At 62.1% G+C, this 16,525-nt stretch carries 16 protein-coding genes; 10 read left to right on the forward strand and 6 right to left on the reverse strand.

Annotation, left to right across the window (positions count from 1 at the left end; all coding sequences use genetic code 11):
- Positions 1-76: 76 nt before the first annotated feature.
- From KBX17_RS07750 to KBX17_RS07760, 3 genes are read left to right on the forward strand one after another with little or no spacing between them, the layout of a single operon-like run.
- Positions 77-937: an SDR family oxidoreductase gene (locus tag KBX17_RS07750; RefSeq protein ID WP_256019227.1), complete on the forward strand. Its 861-nt coding sequence runs from the start codon at positions 77-79 to the stop codon at positions 935-937.
- Entirely contained in the window at positions 921-1,712 is a 792-nt protein-coding gene (locus KBX17_RS07755; RefSeq protein WP_256019246.1) for a spermidine synthase, read from the forward strand. The genes KBX17_RS07750 and KBX17_RS07755 overlap by 17 nt, the downstream gene beginning before the upstream one ends.
- A gap of 13 nt (positions 1,713-1,725) precedes the next feature.
- Positions 1,726-2,433 (forward strand): hemolysin III family protein, encoded by a 708-nt coding sequence (locus KBX17_RS07760; protein WP_256019248.1) that lies wholly within the window; start codon positions 1,726-1,728, stop codon positions 2,431-2,433.
- An 18-nt stretch (positions 2,434-2,451) separates the two neighbouring features.
- On the opposite strand, the gene KBX17_RS07765 is transcribed toward KBX17_RS07760, so the two are convergent.
- The gene (locus tag KBX17_RS07765) at positions 2,452-4,593 is read right to left on the reverse strand and encodes a YhgE/Pip family protein (protein ID WP_256019249.1); all 2,142 of its coding nucleotides are present in this window, start codon (positions 4,591-4,593) and stop codon (positions 2,452-2,454) included.
- A 184-nt stretch (positions 4,594-4,777) separates the two neighbouring features.
- Positions 4,778-7,195, reverse strand: a complete 2,418-nt coding sequence (locus tag KBX17_RS07770; RefSeq protein WP_256019251.1) for an ATP-dependent DNA ligase — start codon at positions 7,193-7,195, stop codon at positions 4,778-4,780.
- Positions 7,196-7,252: 57 nt separating this feature from the next.
- Between KBX17_RS07770 and KBX17_RS07775 the strand changes: the two genes are divergently transcribed.
- The 3 genes from KBX17_RS07775 to KBX17_RS07785 all read left to right on the forward strand — a co-directional run bounded on the left by KBX17_RS07775 (position 7,253) and on the right by KBX17_RS07785 (position 9,040).
- Entirely contained in the window at positions 7,253-8,092 is an 840-nt protein-coding gene (locus tag KBX17_RS07775; protein ID WP_256019253.1) for a Ku protein, read from the forward strand.
- Positions 8,093-8,115: 23 nt separating this feature from the next.
- Positions 8,116-8,538 (forward strand): DUF3592 domain-containing protein, encoded by a 423-nt coding sequence (locus KBX17_RS07780; RefSeq protein WP_256019254.1) that lies wholly within the window; start codon positions 8,116-8,118, stop codon positions 8,536-8,538.
- Positions 8,539-8,623: 85 nt separating this feature from the next.
- Complete coding sequence (locus KBX17_RS07785) at positions 8,624-9,040, forward strand: DUF3592 domain-containing protein (protein WP_255995235.1); 417 nt, start codon at positions 8,624-8,626, stop codon at positions 9,038-9,040.
- Here KBX17_RS07785 and KBX17_RS07790 read toward each other — a convergent pair.
- A complete protein-coding gene (locus KBX17_RS07790) occupies positions 9,037-9,198 on the reverse strand; it encodes a hypothetical protein (protein ID WP_256019256.1) in 162 nt (53 codons plus the stop codon). The genes KBX17_RS07785 and KBX17_RS07790 overlap by 4 nt on opposite strands.
- 743 nt (positions 9,199-9,941) lie before the next feature.
- Between KBX17_RS07790 and KBX17_RS07795 the strand changes: the two genes are divergently transcribed.
- Both KBX17_RS07795 and KBX17_RS07800 read left to right on the forward strand, forming a co-directional pair.
- On the forward strand, positions 9,942-10,619 hold the full coding sequence (locus KBX17_RS07795) for a YoaK family protein (RefSeq protein WP_005290893.1): 678 nt from the start codon (positions 9,942-9,944) through the stop codon (positions 10,617-10,619).
- A gap of 178 nt (positions 10,620-10,797) precedes the next feature.
- Complete coding sequence (locus KBX17_RS07800; RefSeq protein ID WP_256019258.1) at positions 10,798-11,889, forward strand: DNA alkylation repair protein; 1,092 nt, start codon at positions 10,798-10,800, stop codon at positions 11,887-11,889.
- On the opposite strand, the gene KBX17_RS11555 is transcribed toward KBX17_RS07800, so the two are convergent.
- Complete coding sequence (locus tag KBX17_RS11555; RefSeq protein WP_255995232.1) at positions 11,886-12,569, reverse strand: response regulator transcription factor; 684 nt, start codon at positions 12,567-12,569, stop codon at positions 11,886-11,888. The two genes, KBX17_RS07800 and KBX17_RS11555, sit on opposite strands and share 4 nt — an antisense overlap.
- Entirely contained in the window at positions 12,566-13,807 is a 1,242-nt protein-coding gene (locus KBX17_RS07810; RefSeq protein ID WP_256019259.1) for a sensor histidine kinase, read from the reverse strand. The genes KBX17_RS11555 and KBX17_RS07810 overlap by 4 nt, the downstream gene beginning before the upstream one ends.
- Positions 13,808-13,926: 119 nt before the next feature.
- Here KBX17_RS07810 and KBX17_RS07815 point away from each other — a divergent pair, with 119 nt between their 5' ends.
- Together KBX17_RS07815 and KBX17_RS07820 are read left to right on the forward strand one after the other, a co-directional pair.
- Positions 13,927-14,853 carry a CPBP family intramembrane glutamic endopeptidase gene (locus tag KBX17_RS07815; protein ID WP_256019261.1) on the forward strand — a complete coding sequence of 309 codons (927 nt, stop codon included), beginning with the start codon at positions 13,927-13,929 and terminating at the stop codon, positions 14,851-14,853.
- Positions 14,754-15,344 carry a DUF1275 family protein gene (locus tag KBX17_RS07820; RefSeq protein ID WP_256019283.1) on the forward strand — a complete coding sequence of 197 codons (591 nt, stop codon included), beginning with the start codon at positions 14,754-14,756 and terminating at the stop codon, positions 15,342-15,344. The genes KBX17_RS07815 and KBX17_RS07820 overlap by 100 nt, the downstream gene beginning before the upstream one ends.
- A gap of 3 nt (positions 15,345-15,347) precedes the next feature.
- On the opposite strand, the gene KBX17_RS07825 is transcribed toward KBX17_RS07820, so the two are convergent.
- Positions 15,348-15,869 (reverse strand): DUF1707 domain-containing protein, encoded by a 522-nt coding sequence (locus tag KBX17_RS07825; RefSeq protein WP_256019263.1) that lies wholly within the window; start codon positions 15,867-15,869, stop codon positions 15,348-15,350.
- Between the last annotated feature and the right edge of the window lie 656 nt (positions 15,870-16,525).

Consider the following 16,525-nt stretch of genomic DNA (forward strand, 5'->3'; position numbering starts at 1 on the left):
CGGATGTGTGCGCCGGGTCACAAATTTCTAGCCATTTCGCCCCCACGAACAGTTTTGCAGTTCTAAGGTGTATCTCATGTGGAACCCTTTAGCTAAGCCATTTCGCCATGACGAGAACGAAACCCCCTACGCGAAGCCGGAGGATTTTGTCGCCGATGCTTCGAGGCGTCCTGCGGCCTTCATTTCCGGTGGTGCATCCGGCATCGGTAAGGCAACGGCCCAGCGTCTGCTGAACATGGGCTGGACCGTCGGCTCCTATGACGTCAACGAGACCATCTGGGGCACAGACGACATCCCCGAAGGCCAGCTGATCACCGGCCACCTGGACGTCACCGACCGCGAGAACTGGGATGCGGCTCTTCAGGACTTCACCTCCAAGACCGGCGGCCGCCTGGACTTCCTCTTCAACAACGCCGGCATCATCATCGACGGCGAGGTTGTGGACCAAGATCCGGAGAAGGTCCAGTTGCTCACCGACATCAACTGCGTCGGCGTTGTCTACGGTGCGCAGGCCGCGCACCCCTACCTCAAGGCGACGAAGGAAGCGGTGATGATCTCCATGTCGTCGGCATCGGCGATCTTCGGCCAGCCGGAGATCTCCACGTATTCCGCATCGAAGTTCTTCGTCAACGGCATGACGGAGGCGCTGTCCGTCGAGTGGCGCAATGACGACATCCGCGTCCACGACATGATGCCCCTGTGGGCCGCCACCCAGGTGGCCAACGTGAAGGCCCAGTCGGTGAAGAACATGGGCGTCAACCTCACTCCCGGCGACATTGCGGATGAGACGATCAAGGTGCTCACCTCCAAGCAGCCGTGGATCAAGTGGGTGCAGCACCACTCGGTCAGCCTCACCGACCGTGGCTTGAAGTGGCTGCGCAAGCCGTTCCCGGACCCGATCGCTCACGTCCTGATGCGTTTTGCCGCCGTCTGGTAGTCGCCCCCGCAGACGTCAGGACAAGCCACGCGCCAGGAAGTTCCGTCCCGCGGGCACCTACCCCATCGACACCGGGTCAGCGCGGATCATCACCGACCCGGAGCGCGATGGGGCGTACGTGTTGGAGGTCAACGGTGTGCCGTCGTCACGCATTGTGTTGGGTGCGCCGCGGGTGCTGGGCTTCGACTACATGGAGTGGATTGCCGCGTGCCTGCGCGAGCCGCGCACCGTCGTCCACCTCGGCGGTGCCGGGTGCTCTCTGCCGCGCTATTGCGCCGACGTCTGGCCGGAATCGCGCAACATCGTTGTGGAGATCGATGGCGCGTTGAGCGAACTCACCCGCTCGCTTTTCGACGTCCCCGCCCACTTCCACACCAGCGACGCCCGCACCTACGTGCACTCCCTATCCCCGGGCAGCGTCGACGCTGTCATCCGCGATGTTTTCGACGGGCCCACCACCCCACGCCACGTGACGACGGTCGAGTTCTACCGCGCCGTCGCACGCGCCCTGTCCCCCGGCGGGGTCTATGTGGCCAACATTGGAGACCACGCAGGTCTCGCCGAAACACGCGCAGAGCTTGCCGGGTTGGTGGAAGCGTTTCCGCACGTCGGCGCACTATCTACGCCTGGCATGCTCTCTGGGAACAGCTACGGCAACGTGGTCGTGTGGGGCAGCGACCGCGCTGTTGGACCGGGTGCGGTCAACGGCGTCAAGCAAGCGGACGCTGCGTGGGTTCGCACGATGACTGAGGGGATTGCACCCCGCCGCGACTAGGCTTGCAGGCGTTATGACAGTGCAAAGTAGAAGTGGCGAGCAAATCCGCGTCACCCGCTGGATCGCCGACCGTGGCGAGCGTCCCCTCATCCGCGGCTGGGCCCACCTGTTCGCGGCCCAAGCGGCCACCATCGCCGCCACCGTGCTGATCACCTTTTCCTGGATGACGCTCACCTGGCTGGAGGCGCTGAGCGTGACCATCTACGGTGCCGGCCTGATCGCACTGTTCTCGGTCTCGGCGACCTACCACCGCTTCCCGTGGCGCACCCAGCGCGGCGTCGAGGCGTGGAGGCGGGCCGACCACGCCATGATCGCCGTGTTCATCGCCTCCACGTACACCCCAATGTGCGTCATCGCGCTGCCGCCGCGGATGGCGGCGTGGACCCTGGCCATCGCATGGGTCGGTGCGCTGGGCAACCTCGCGCTGAAGTTGTTCTGGTCGGGCCACCCGCGCTGGCTCTCCCCGATCATCTACGTCGGGCTGGGCTGGATCATCGTCCCGCTCATCCCCTACCTATGGAACAACGCCAACCCGGCCGTGCTGTGGCTTCTTTTCGTCGGCGGTGTCGCCTACACCGTGGGTGCCGCGATCTACGGATTCAAGTGGCCTGGGCGCGAGGCCCGCTACTACGGCTACCACGAGCACTTCCACTCCCTGACCATTGTTGCTGCGATCGTGCACCTGATCGCTGTGTGGATCCTCGTCGTCAACGCCGGATAAAGCCGGACGCGGCAGCAGCTAGCGGCTGAAGACCGACTGCAGCGGCTCCTCGCCTTCGCGGATCTCACGCTGGTAGATCTCGCGCTGACGCGGGTTCTCGTTCGGGTCGTCGATGTGGAGCGCCTTGCGGCGGGCGTTGTAAATCACGATGGATCCGGCGATCGCCAGCAGCGACACCACAACCAGGACGACCAGGCCGGTCCAGAACGCGCTGTCGTAGATGCCGTCGACGGAGCGGACGAACAGGTTGCGGGCGTGGCTCATCGGGTGGAACGGGTTCAGAGCTGCCAGCGGCGCCGGCAGTGTAGACAGCGGCCACACGGTGCCGGAGGTGAACAGGCCCAGAGCGAAGAATCCGATATTGAACATCGCGCCCACCACGCGTCCGAACAGGATGCGGAAGAACTGGAAGACGGAGGTACCCATCACGTCGATCAGCAGCAGGGTCATGATCATGACGGGCCAGCTCTCTGGGCGCCAGCCGAGGGTGATGGACACGAACGCCAGCAGTGCAGTCAGCGCGACGTTGACACCGAAGTTGCTCAACCACGCGGACAGGACCGGGCCGGTGGCGCCGGATGCCTTGTGGCGGCGGCCAATCGCATGCGGCAGCAGGATGGACATGACCGCCATGAGCATGAAGTTGATCACGATGAGGCCGATGATGGAGAAACCGCTTGAGGGTTCCTTCACGGTCGGGTCAGCCTCATCGACAACGAGCTGCGTCGGGTGCTCGTTCGCCTCCATGAAGGCGATCGGGACGGCGATCTGGTCGGAGGACTTGTCCATGTCTTTGACCTCGGGGGCGCGCTGTGCGCCGTCGCCAAGCTTGATGGACAGCTCGGTGGAGCCGTCCTTGAGGCGGGTGGTGCCGTCTTGGAGCTGGGCGCCGCCGTCGACAAGCTGGGTGGTGCCGTCCTTGAGGCGGGTGGTGCCGTCGTGCAGGCGGTTCGCGCCGTCGGTCAGTCGGGTGACACCGCCGTTGAGCTGGTCGGTACCGTCAGCCAGCTGGTTGGAGCCGTCGATCAGGCGGTTGAGGCCGTCACGGTACGGCATGTTCGGGTCGGACAGGTTCGCGTAGAGCTCGCCGGTACCGTCGCGCAGACGGTTGAGGTCGTTGACGACGTTCTGCGGGTTCTCCGGGTCGAGCTGCTTCACAATGCCGTCAATCTTGTCGGCCTGCTCGTTCATGCCCACAGTGCGCAGCGTGTCCACGATCGGCTTGAGCTGACCCACGCCGCCCTGCACGTTCTGTAGCAGCGGGATGAGCATGTCGGTGAGTTTGTTGACGCCTTCGTCGATCTGGCGCGCGCCATCAGCGAGCTGGTCGGTACCGCCCTCGAGCTGCGTCAGGCCGTCGCGCAGCTGGTAGGCACCGTCCTTGAGGCGACCTGCACCGTCGCCGAGCTCGCCGACACCTTCCTTCAGCTCTCCCGTACCGTCGTTGAGCTGCGTGGCACCGTCGTCAAGCTGGTTGATGCCATCGACTGCACGACCGGCGCCCTCTTTGAGCTGGCCGGCACCGTCGTCGAGCTGCTTGGAGCCGTCGGCTGCGGCGCGGATGCCGTCGCCAAGCTCGTTGATGCCGCCGAGAACCTCCTCGCCGTAGGTCTTAGCCACCTCGGCTTTGACCTCGGACTGGATCTGCGGGAGCAGGCCAGAGGTCAGCACCGCACCGTTGGTGCCGTTGTAGTCGTTGAGGTTGATCAGGATCTCCGCTTGCTGCGGCTCCGGGTCGATCACGCTGACGACCTTCTCAGAGAAGTCCTCCGGGATGGTCACGGTGAACAGGTACTTGCCCGTGAGCAGGCCCTGCTTCGCCTCTTCATCCGACACTTTGGAGAAGTCGAGGTAGTCGCGGCTGGTCAGACCTTCGACGACCTGGTCGCCGATATTCTCCATCCCGGCACCTTCACCGCGGTCAACGCCCTTGTCGTTGTTGACCACAGCCAGGCGCGTCTGCGGCACGGAGCCCGTCGGGTCCCACATGGACCACATGTACAGTCCGGCGAACAGCAGCGGCACGACCATCGCCAGGATGATCAGCGTGCGTGCGACCGCGGAAAACGGACGCCAGGTCAGAAGGCGTTCGAGCGGCCCCATGTTTTCCCGGGCCTGAGCCTGGGCGGAATCGCCCTGGCCTGTAATTTTGGTGCTCAACGGTAACCTCTCTCCGGTTCGACGCCCGCATCACATTGACTGGAAGCACAATATTTAGCGGACGTGATCAAAATTACTTTGTAGAGGAATATAGCTCTAATCGCCCAGGAATTCATAAGTTTTCAGCGTGAGTTTGTGCGCATTCCACAGAAATAACCGATATCCGCCCCCGGGCAGTACTGTGTTATCCCAGCTCAGGAGTCCAATCGACATCGCTGGGTTGCTTATCGTCGCGCCACCCTCGCCACACGGCGTGTCGCACTTTCCCGTCGCGCGTACGCCCCGCCAGCGCGACTTCCGCGACGTACGTCGGCTCCACCCACCATGCGTCCTCAGGCATTCCGCTTATCGACGGTTCCTTGCGCCTCACCCCTTCCAACCGCCGTTCAATCTCCTCGAGATCCTTGGTGCTGAACCCTGTGCCGACGCGGCCGGCATACGTGAGCTCTCCATCCTCATCGGGCACAGCGACAAGGAGCGAGGCGATCCCGCGCTTGCCTTCACGCACACCGACGACCACGACTTCCTGGTGGATCTGGAATTTGATCTTGATCCACGCTGTGCCCCGCTGGCCGGGGAGATACGTCGAGTCCGTCCGCTTCGCCACCACCCCTTCGAGCTTCAGCTCGCGGCTCACTGCGATCGCCTCCTCCAGGCTGCCTGTATGTGCGGGAGGAATGGCCACGTAGTCACCGCTGTCAAGAAGACTGCGCAGCAGCTCGCGACGCTTCTCGTACGGCTCGCGAATCAGAGAGCGCCCTTGTCCGCCCGGGGTGCCCATGTGGAGAATGTCGAAGACCATGTAGCGAATCGTCGCCTCATCACCACCCAGCTCGCCTTTTCTGTGCGCCTGCAGAAGGCCGAAGTCCGGCCGCCCTTGGGCATTGAGCGCGACTACTTCCCCATCGAGAACAGCGCCGCCAGAGTCGTCTCCGATGAGTTCCTGAAGTTCCGAGAGCTCCGGGAAGATGTCCGTGTAGTCCTTCCCGTTACGGCTGGAGAGCACTACTCCTCCCCCGTCGCGTGGATCACCGACACCGGCGATAATGCGGTAGCCGTCCCACTTCATCTCGAAGGCCCACGTCTCGCCGTCTTTCTTTCCCAGTCGGATGTCGGCCTCGCTGCCAGCGGTCGCGAGCATCGGCTCCGGTACGTCAGCGACGCTAAACGGCACGGATGCAGGTTCGGCGGGTGGCTCGACGGCTGGCTCGGCAACTGGCTCAAGGGCGGGCTGTTTCTTCATGAACTTCATCAGCCACTGCTGTTGCTCAGAGCCCTCGCGGGATCCGGTGCGGATCATTGCGTAGCGGCGCGGCACTCCGCCCAAACCGCCATCGGGACGGCCGCGAAGGACGACGATGACCTCCTTGCCGTCACGCCACTTCTCTACCTCGATCGTGCCGGTGTCCCAGATGCTCACCTCCCCGGCGCCGTACTGCCCCTTTGCGATGGTCCCTTCAAACGCGGCGTACTCGATCGGGTGGTCTTCTGTCTGGACCGCGAGCCGGTTCTCCGCCGGATCGAGCGGCGGGCCCTTCGGCACCGCCCAGGACACGAGCACCCCGTCGCGCTCGAAGCGGACATCCCAGTGCAACGACGAGGCGTGATGCTCCTGGATGACGAAGATGGGCTCCTCCCCGGCGCGGTCGGCCGGCGGTTCGGCGGGGACGGGTTCGGCGGTTTTGGAGGGGTTGCGCATGGAGCGGTACGTCGATAAGCGATCGGGGTGAAAGCCCAGGTGCGCGAGCGGATCAATGTCATCCGCAAGCCGCTCCATGACCTCGGTGTACTCGAGCTGGCTCGGGTCTTCGAGCTCGTCCCACGTGCGTGGGGCAGCAACGGTCGGGCGTTCGCGGCCGCGCAACGAGTAGGGCGCCACGGTCGTCTTCGACCCGTTGTTCTGGCTCCAGTCGATGAAGACCTTCCCGGCGCGCTGATCCTTCTTCATCACATGCGTGACCTCATCCGGATTGTCCGCGGCGAGTGCGCGGGCCAGTTCCTTCGCCACCGCTGAAACCTGGTCCGCAGTGCTCGTGCCGTCGAGCGCGGCGTAGATGTGGATACCCTTCGACCCCGATGTCACAGGAACGGACTCCATGCCCATGCCGTCGAGGATCTCCTTGCACCAGCGGGCCACTTCGGCGCACTCGGCAAGGCCCACGCCAGGACCAGGGTCGAGGTCGAGGACCATGCGGTCAGGGTTGGCGGGGTAACCGGTGTCGTCGAAACGCCACTGCGGGGTGTGCAGCTCCAACGCCGCGACCTGCGCGAACCAGGCCAACACAGCGGGCTCGTCGGCGAGCGGGTACCGGTTTGTCGACGTCTTGTGCGCGATGATGCCGAACGGGATCCACTCCGGCGCCGAATCTTCCAAGTCCTTGCGGAAGAAGGCTTCTCCCCCGACACCGTCCGGGAAACGCTTTCGCGTCACGGGGCGGCGGGCGATCTGCGGGATGAGCGCGTCGGCGACCGTGAGGTAGTAGTGCATCACATCCGCCTTCGTCACGGCCGGCGCATCGTCGGTGGTCGGGTAAAGCACCTTGTCCAGGTTGCTCACGGCGAGAGTGCGCTCGCCGACCTGAAATTTCTTGCTGCGCGCCATGAACTGCCTTTCGCTTACTCTCCCCCAGAACTTACATAACCCCCGTACACTGCGGGTATGCGCGCAATTTGGAGCGGTTCCATCACCTTCGGCCTCGTCAACGTCCCGGTCAAGGCCTACGGGGCGACCGAAGACCACGACATTTCTTTTCACCAGGTCCACGACAAGGACGGCGGCCGCATCCGCTATGAGCGCCGATGCGAGGTGTGCGGCGAGAAGGTCGAATACAAGAACATCGATAAGGCCTTCGAAGAAGACGGCGAGACAGTCGTGCTCACCGCCGACGATTTCGAGTCCCTGCCGGAGGCGAACAACAACGAGATCGAAGTCGTCCAGTTCGTTCCCGCCGATCAGATCGACCCGATCATGGCGGAGAAGGCCTATTACCTCGAGCCCGTCGGCAAGACGCCCAAGTCCTACCTTTTGCTGCGGGAAACACTCAAGAACACCGACCGTATGGCCGTGGTGAAGTACGCCCTGCGCAACAAGACCCGCCTGGGCGCGCTGCTCGTGCGTGACAAAACCCTCGTGTTGCAGGGCATGCTCTGGGCCGACGAGATCCGCGATGTGAACTTCAAGGGCGTCAATTCGCGTGCGAAGATCGGCGACAAGGAGCTTGAGCTCTCCGCCGCGCTCGTCGAGCAATATTCCTCAGACTTCACCCCGGATGAGTTCTCTGACGACTACCAGATCGAACTGCGCAAGCTTATCGACGCGAAATTCGAGTCCGGCGACACTCTGGACACCTCGAAAACCTTCGGGAAGGATGCTGACGCCGACTCCGACAGCAGCGACGACGGTGACGACGCGGACGTGGTCGACCTCCTGGAAGCTCTGAAAGCCTCGCTGGACAAGAAGAAATCCGGCAAGTCCAGCAAGTCCGGGAAATCCGCTTAGGAACACCGGCTAGGGAGTGTGTGATGTTCAGCGCAGCCTTGTTCGCCGCGGCGGCGCTTCTCGTCTTCCTGGGTTACAGGGATTACAAGTCCCGCGAGCGCTTCGCGCAGAAGGGTGTGCGTGTCACAGGTCGCGTTGTTGACACCTACCTGCGGGAGACTCCCACTACAGATTTCAAAGGTCGCAGTAAAACCGACCGCAACATGATCGAGACCATCGAGTTTCACACTGTTGACGGAACCCCGATTCTCGGCCGGCCGTCTGATGGAGTCGGCGAACGCAACCGGATGGGTATGACTGTCCGGGTGATCTACGACCCAGACTCTCCGAACAATTTCTTGGCCCCGGCGTCCGAGGATGCAGAGATTAGTGTCATTGAGCCGTTTGTGACGATGGCCGCCGGCGGATTCTTCGCGTTGGTTGCCCTGATCTTCCTGTTTACCTAGCTCTTTTCAGACCAGTCCCGAACTTACCCCCTCCCCGGCGCGTTACACATGATGAATAGGCACCCAACACTGAAGCGTGGAACCAATGGATTACATTCTTCTCATCATGGCCGCAGTGGTCATTTTCAAAGGCATCTCTGACTACATGTCCCTCGAGAGACTCGCCTCGCATGGTGTGCGTGTGGAAGGCCGGGTCGTGGATTCGTTCATGCACGAAAAGCGCACCCAGGATAGAGGCAACCGTACGCGGGTGGAGCGCACCATGGTCGAAACGATTGAATTCACCACTGTCGACGGCCAGCCGCTTCTGGGGCAGCCGGCCCATTCTGATGTGGGGATGAACAACCGCATCGGCCAGATCGTGACGGTGATCTACGACCCGAACTACCCGCAGCACTTCACCGCCCCCGTCCACGGGAACGATGTCAACGTCGTGCTACCCGTCACGACAATGCTCATCGGTGGGCTCATGTTGCTGGTTGGCCTGATTGCGGCGTTCTAATCGCCCCGCGCGTCGACGACATTGAGAGCAAAGACCGCGTCAGCGTGTTCGCCGCCGGCCTGAAGGATCGGTTGCCGGGTGAGTATCCGGAGGTGGTGGCGGGAATCGTCGATAAGCTTGGGCCTGAACTCGCGGAGGGCGAGGGCTATTTCAACCACTCGTTCCACCTGTGGCCCGTCAGCCGCTACATCGAGGACTACGGTGCATTAGCCCCAGTACGTCTCGGCGATTTCGTTGCATATGCGCCGACCCGAAGCTGCAGTGTGAGAAGGCGGAATGAACCCTCGGTTTGCCAGGCAGCGAGCAAAATATAACCACTTGCACAATTCCGGTTCTTCTCTTGACCATCGCCTACGTTGTGAGCACTCTAGCTTTGCGGACTAACGGCCGCGTTAGACTGACGAGCAACGTAACCCCCGAAGACCGTTGCGGGCCCCTATTCTCGCGACACGAGAGATAGCACCTACGCTCTGAGCCGGTTGGTTGCGACTGACGCGTTTCTCTACCCTCATCGGTCACCTAGGAATCGGCACGCCGGCGGAAGGCGACCTGCGCACGAACGACTGCATCGACCAGATCGTTTTAATGTTCTGTTCGAAGAGATTGCCCTGTTCCCACAGCTTCCGCACAGACCATGGGCACAATCCCTTGAACAAAATGGTGCCCAACTTCATTAACCATCCGTTTCACTAGGTTCACTCATACTTCCGTTGAGTGCCGTGGACCACGCACGCTTCACTACATCAGGCCGACGGAAATGGCCGAATGACCAACAGCAGACAGCCCTCCGGCTCACAGGTTCGCATTTTCATTCTCAGTGACCCGTTATTTCTCTTTCCGGGGATCCCATGAATCGGCTCACTAACCTTTTTCGAGTGCCATCTCTAGAAAGGAAAGTTAAATGAAGGGGTACCGTAATGCTGAGCGTGCCTTGGCCATTTACCTGTCTTCGATCACGGGATTCGTGGACACCATCGGATTCATGTACCTCGGGGGGTACTTCCTCTCGTTCATGTCGGGCAACACCACCCGCTTGACCGCCGCAATGAGCGAGCGGCGCTGGGAAGTCGCCGGCCTCACCGGAAGCATCATGATCACGTTTCTCGTAGGTGTCGGCGTAGGCGCAGCCATTAGCCAGTTGGGACGTCGGATGCTCCCGCACACGCGCACGCGCGAAGCGGTTCTCCTGTTCATTTGCCTAACTTCAACGTTCGCATCAATTCTCATTACTGTCGATGCTCAGCTCGCGGCGATGTACATGCTTTCTTTCACCGTAGGTGCTATGAACTCGACGTTCGAGCGTGACGGTGAAGTCTCGATCGCTCTGACCTATATGACGGGGACCTTGGTGAAGATGTCCCAGCGCTTTGTGGGTGCGCTCTTCGGTGACCCCCACAAGCATTGGCTCGGACACTTCGCCTTGTGGGCGTCTCTGGCGTGCGGCGCCCTGCTTGGTGGTCGCGCATATGTGTTGTTCGGCACCGATGCCGTGTACATCGTTAACGCTCTGATTGTGTTCGGCGCTCTCGTTGCGATTATCAACCGGCAGCGCCTGCGCAACCGCGGTTTGCCGGTTTAGTCCTTCACCGCACGAAAACTGCAATGAGACAGCGTGATCAAACCCATCCTGACGTTTGCCTCAGACGCGTTCTTCGTGGTGGATGTGATGCTCTAGCCAGCTAGTTGCCGGGCCTCCTCGCTGGTAGGGGGCGAGCTGCGAACCGCCCGGTTAATCGAACGACTGTACAGTGGCTGCCATGAAGATGAAGTACTACTTCGGCGCAGATACCGCGCACAAGCTCGGCGAGCAGCTCGGGATCGACGCCGAGGAGTACGCCGCCTGGGTCTCCCCGCGCGTCGACGACCTTGAGATCAAAGACCGCGTCAGCGTGTTCGCCGCCGGCCTGAAGGATCGGTTACCGGGTGAATATCCGGAGGTGGCGGCGGGAATCGTCGATAAGCTTGGGCCTGAACTCGCGGAGGGCGAGGGCTATTTCAACCACTCGTTCCACCTGTGGCCGGTCAGCCGCTACATCGAGGACTACGGGCTGGAGCATCCGGAGGTCTCGCTTGACGCGATTGAGGCACTGACCCGCGTGTTCACCGGCGAGTGGGCGGTGCGGCCGTTCCTGACGCGCTACCCGGAGGCCACGATGGAGCGTGTCCACGCATGGTCGCGGTCAGACTCGCACAATGTCCGCCGCTTATCGACGGAAGGCATCCGCCCCCGCCTCCCCTGGGCCGCCGTCCACAGGCCGTTCACTGAAGATCCGTCACCCATCCTGCCGGTGCTCGACCGTCTCTACAACGACGAGTCGCTGTACGTGCGCACATCCGTGGCCAACAACCTCAATGACATCGCGAAGACGCACCCGGACCTCGCGGTGGCGACAGCGCGGCGGTGGCGCGAAGAAAACGACTCCCCCGAGGTCACCTGGGTGGTCGAACGCAGCCTGCGCGGCCTGGTGAAGCAGTCCCACCATGAAGCGCTCGACGTGGTCGGTTTCGCGCCGGACGCGGGCATTGAACTGCACTCGGTGGCATTCCCGGTTGCTGCAGCGATTGGGTCTAGCGTCGAACTCACCGCCACACTGGTCAACCACGGCGACACCGCGCGCGATGTCCTCGTGGATTACAAACTGCACTTCCTCAAAGCCAACGGTGGCCGCCGCCCCACTGTCTTCCGCTTCGGCCGTTTCACTCTCGCGCCGGGCGAGGAGCTTGAAATTTCCAAGACACACCCATTCCGCGTGACTGGGACCCGCACCTACTACCCCGGCACGCAGGCCGTGTCCGTCGTAGTCAACGGCATCGAGAGCGAGCCGATCGCGTTTGAGCTGGCGCCTTAGAGCTTGTCCTCGTGGTCCCGCAAGAGCAGCGCGAGCCGGGTCCGGTCGTGCACCAAGAGTTTCCGCATGACAGCAGACACGTGATTCTTGACAGTTCCTTCGGCCAGCACGAGGTCGCCGGCAATTTCGCGGTTATTCCACCCGCGGGAGATGAGCGAGGCGACGCGTCTCTCAGTGGGAGTCAGCTGTTCCAGGAGCGCGTCCACGCTGATGCCGAAGCCGTTAGAATCTCCCGCCTCCCGAGCCGACGAGGATGCCGAGCTCTCCTTCATGACCGTGCGCGCTACACGGGGATCGATGACCAAACCGCCGGAGACGGCCGCGCGCACCGCGCTGACGAGGTCATCTGTGGAACTGTCTTTCAACAAGAAGCCAGCCGCTCCCGCCGCCAAAGCGCCCTCAACGACAGGGGTGTCGTCAAACGTGGTGAGAATAATGACAGGCACACCGGGATGACGCCGTGCGCATTGGGCAGTCAGCTCAAGCCCGTCCATTCCGGGCATGCGTGCATCGGCGAGAACCGCGTCGGGGTCTGTGCACTCGATGACGGTCAGTGCCTCCGCCCCGTCAGCCGCCTCACCCACCACCTCAACCTCGCCCACGGTGCCTAACAGCATGCTCAGACCGCGTCGCATGAGCTGGTGATCGTCGACAAGCACAACCCGCACAGTGGCACTCACGACACCGCCGCCTCCCGGTACGGCAGCGTGAGGACGAGACGCACTTGACCGTCTTCCGCTTGCGCCATGACCGTCCCGCCAAGATCTTCTGCGCGTTCGCGCAAGCTGCGCAATCCGAAGCCTTCGGGTAAGGGTCCGTCGTCAAGCTGCGTTGCCTCTGGCGCAATGCGATTCGCCACTGCAACCTGGATAGTGTCCCCGCACGCAGTGGCTTCGACCTCGATGACGCGGGCGTTCGAATGCCGCAACGCATTCGTCAATCCCTCCTGGACGAATCTGAGCACCAATAAGTCACCTGCATGGCCAAGGTTAGGGAAAGGCTCGTCGACGTCCAGACCCACCACGACACCGGTACCGCGAAACGATTCCGCGATCGCGTCGAGCGCTTCACGGCCGCGCAGCTGGTCAGATCGCACAGGATTGAGCGCCCTGACCCATAGCCTCATTTCATCGAGTGCCTCCACCGTCAACGCGCGAGCCGTGCGAACCTGCTCCATCGCCCCTTCAGGGTCGCGGCCATGCATCCGGTCCGCGTACTCGAGCGACATCCCAACCAAGGTCAAGCTATGCCCCAAGCCGTCATGAAGCTCTCGGGCCGCCCGCTGGCGCTCCTGTGCCAACACGAGCTCCTTCTCCACGACAGCGCCACGCTGCACCTCCGCAGCCAAGCTCGTCGCTTCAACACGGCGGCGTTCCAAATCCGCCAGAGCTGCCCCAAGCGCAATCCCGAAGCCCGTCAACAGCTGCGTTGAAACGAGATTGCCTAAAAGGCCTCCATCCTCAATCCCGAACCACCACCCCAAGACCAGCAAAAAGACTCCGAAAAGCACCCACGCAACGATCCCGGCGAGCAAAGAGACATCGACGATGAGCACGGTCAGCGCCATCATCATCAACGGCACAGCCATGACGTTCGCCACGATCATGGTCAAGCTGGCCAGGATGCACAACACCAACGCACCCCGAACGCGCGCGGTGCCGGCATTGACCCGTTGCCGAAGTACCACCAGCGCCGCAACACTCAGCACGCCGGTGACCAAGACCGCCGACGCTCCCCTTCGGCCGGCAATGAAGAGTTCCACCGCCTGAAACACCGTGGCACCCAAGCTAGGCACGAACATCCAGCCGATCAGTTCATCTGCACCAAAACTATCGACGCTCCGGTCACGGCGCACCGCACCCGCCAACGCATCCTGCTCAGGCGATGAGGTGCGCTCAGGCGCAGGTAATCGTGTCATAACATCATCCTAAAGCGGTCGCGGGTGCAAACCCCATGACCACGGTCATGACTTTTAGCGGCGAAAACCGTGACCGCAGCCCGATGTGGGGACGGCTCGTCTGGTCTTAATCTCACCGCATGCACTCTCAACAGAACTCGCCCATGCCCGACGACCACTCTCTCGAGCGCTCAACCACTGCCACTCAAGGGCAGGAGCCGGATGCCCGGCCCCGTCCAAGGGTTCCGCTGATCGCCCGGTGCGCGCTGACCGTCGTTGCCCTGTTCGTGGCCGCGCTCTCTAGTGTCCCCTTCGCTTTGCTACCCGGAGTCAACAATGCGTTGAACGGTGACAACCCGTGGGCCGCATTGGCTGTGACTGCAGCGGCGACGACCATCATGTTGGTCACCTACCTACTTCTCACATGGGCGCTCACCCGCTTCATCGACGGTCGCCCCGCACGCGCCGCCGGGCTGGTGCTTGACCGCCGCGCGCTTCCGGCCATTCTTGCCGGTACCCTTCTCGCCGCGCTCATCACCCTGTTCTCCGCATGGCTCACCAATGCCTTTGGATTGACACATGCCACCACGGAATCCACCGGTGCCAATCCGAGCCCGTGGGGTGTCGTGGTGTTCGAAGTACTCCTCACCGCCTACGTGGCTCAAGGCATCGGTGAAGAATTCCTTTTCCGCGGTTACCTGTTGCAGAGCGCTCGGATGCGGCCGGTTCCTGCCCTCCTGCTCTCTGCGGCGGTGTTCGCGATCCTCCACCTGGTCTCTAGCGGCGGCCAGGACGGAATAGCACAACGATTCCTCTACCTTTTCCCCACTTTTGCTTTCGCACTGCTCGCCGGGGCTCTCGCGGTTCATTTTCGCTCAGTGTGGGCAGCCTGCGGTATTCACGGAGGTATGCATGTCGGCTCCACCCTCGCAATAGGCATGGGACTGGAAACCAGTACTCCCTGGAACTGGACAGTCGAGGGCGCGGTGTACCTGATCGCGGCCGCCATTGCGATCGTGCTGATCCCGAAGATCACCCGTTCGCAGGTTCTCGACCCGTATGTCTAACCGCCGCTAGAGCTCACGGAGGAAACACCACGCGCATGACCGCCGCCGTGAACGCCGGCAAATGGGACGTGGCCACCATCGCTGGCAGCATCATGCTGATATTCCTCATCAGCGTCGCAGTAGGAGCGTTGATCAGCCAGCTGGGCCAGCGGTACCTGCCGCCGACACGCACCCGCGAAGCTATCCTCCTGTTCATTTGTCTCACGTCGACGGTGGCTTCGGGGTTGGTGGCGGGAGGCGTCGATAAGCTCGCGGTGTATGTGCTGTCCTTCACTGTGGGTGCCATGAACTCCACGTTCGAGCGCGGCGGCGAAGTGAGCATCTCCCTGACCTACATGACGGGCACGTTGGTGAAAATGTCGCAACGGTTCGTCGGCGCGTTCGTCGGCGGCCAGCACGCGGTATGGGTGGTCAACGTCATGCTCGTCGCCGCGACAGCCGCAGCGTTAGTAAACAGGCAGCGGCGACGCGACCGCGGACTGCCGGTCTAAGGCCTACTTCCCCAACTCTTTGCGCCGCTGGTGCGCCAAGCGGAGACGCTCAGCGCGCTCCTTGTTGGCGTCTTCCATGATTTCTTCGAGCACCTCATCGTCTTCATCGCTGATCCCGTAGAAGGTGTACAAACCCGCTGTCAACACACCCGCGACGGGTAAGACGACCCAAAAGTAGTCCCAGCTGAACACGAACATGCCCAAGAAGAACATGGTCATCGTCGCTGCCCACAACACCGCCAAAGCGCTGTCGAGCTTGCGTTTACGGGCAATCATGTTCTCCAACTCGGCATCAGAGTCACGATGCGCTGGCGCCGGAGCCGGACCCTCACTGACCTCAGGCAAATCTGTGAACAGCGCGCTAATTTCACCGCGGGTGCGCGCAGCCGCAGCCTGGCCGGAACGCTCCTCAAACTCCGCCGGCGTGAGATATCCATTGGCGAAGTGCTCCCCCAGCCGGTCCAACGCCGTCGAGCGCTCCGTATCCCCTACTCGAACATTGGGCGCTTCGTGCGACTCCGCCATTTCGTCCTCCTTGCTCAGTTTCCTCACAGCCTACCTCGCTGAGCAGTCTAGAATGAGGCCATGAACATCGATGCGACCATCGCCGTCGGGTTTCTTATCGTGTTCGTACTCGTGAATATTGCCGGAGCGCTGTTCTTTCACCTCGCAGAAGACGTCACAGAACCGGGCTATGGCTCCCCAACGCCCAACGGTGTCCCCTACGTCCCTCCTCACTTCACCACCGACACTCCTGGCGTTATCGCCCTGGCGACAGAACTGTCTCGCCGCCTCGCAGAAACCCCTGCCGCGTGTTCACCACCCCGGACAGCGTGGTTATCGAATCCGTCCCAGACTCATTGCCCCACGGCCAATGGTTCACCATCACGCTCACGGAAACACCTACGGGATTCAAGCGCAGGGACCGTCAGTGAACTGGACGCAGAGGGCACTATAGCGAAGCCGTCCCCTTGACTAGCGTCCAATGGAGTACCCACCGTTCGTGGAGTATTGGCGCGTCTTGGAAACTGGAACGAGTGAACGGCAAATGGGTCAAACGCCGCACAGAGAAGCCCTTCGACCTAGACCACGAGATCCAGCAGTCCCTTCGTGCCATCGGGGCCACATACCATTCTTGGCTTTTCGGCTTCACCGCCGGTTAGTGGTTAGGAAGGCTCCGC

This window comes from Corynebacterium sp. CCUG 65737 (assembly GCF_024454115.1).
Taxonomy (GTDB): Bacteria; Actinomycetota; Actinomycetes; order Mycobacteriales; family Mycobacteriaceae; genus Corynebacterium; species Corynebacterium genitalium.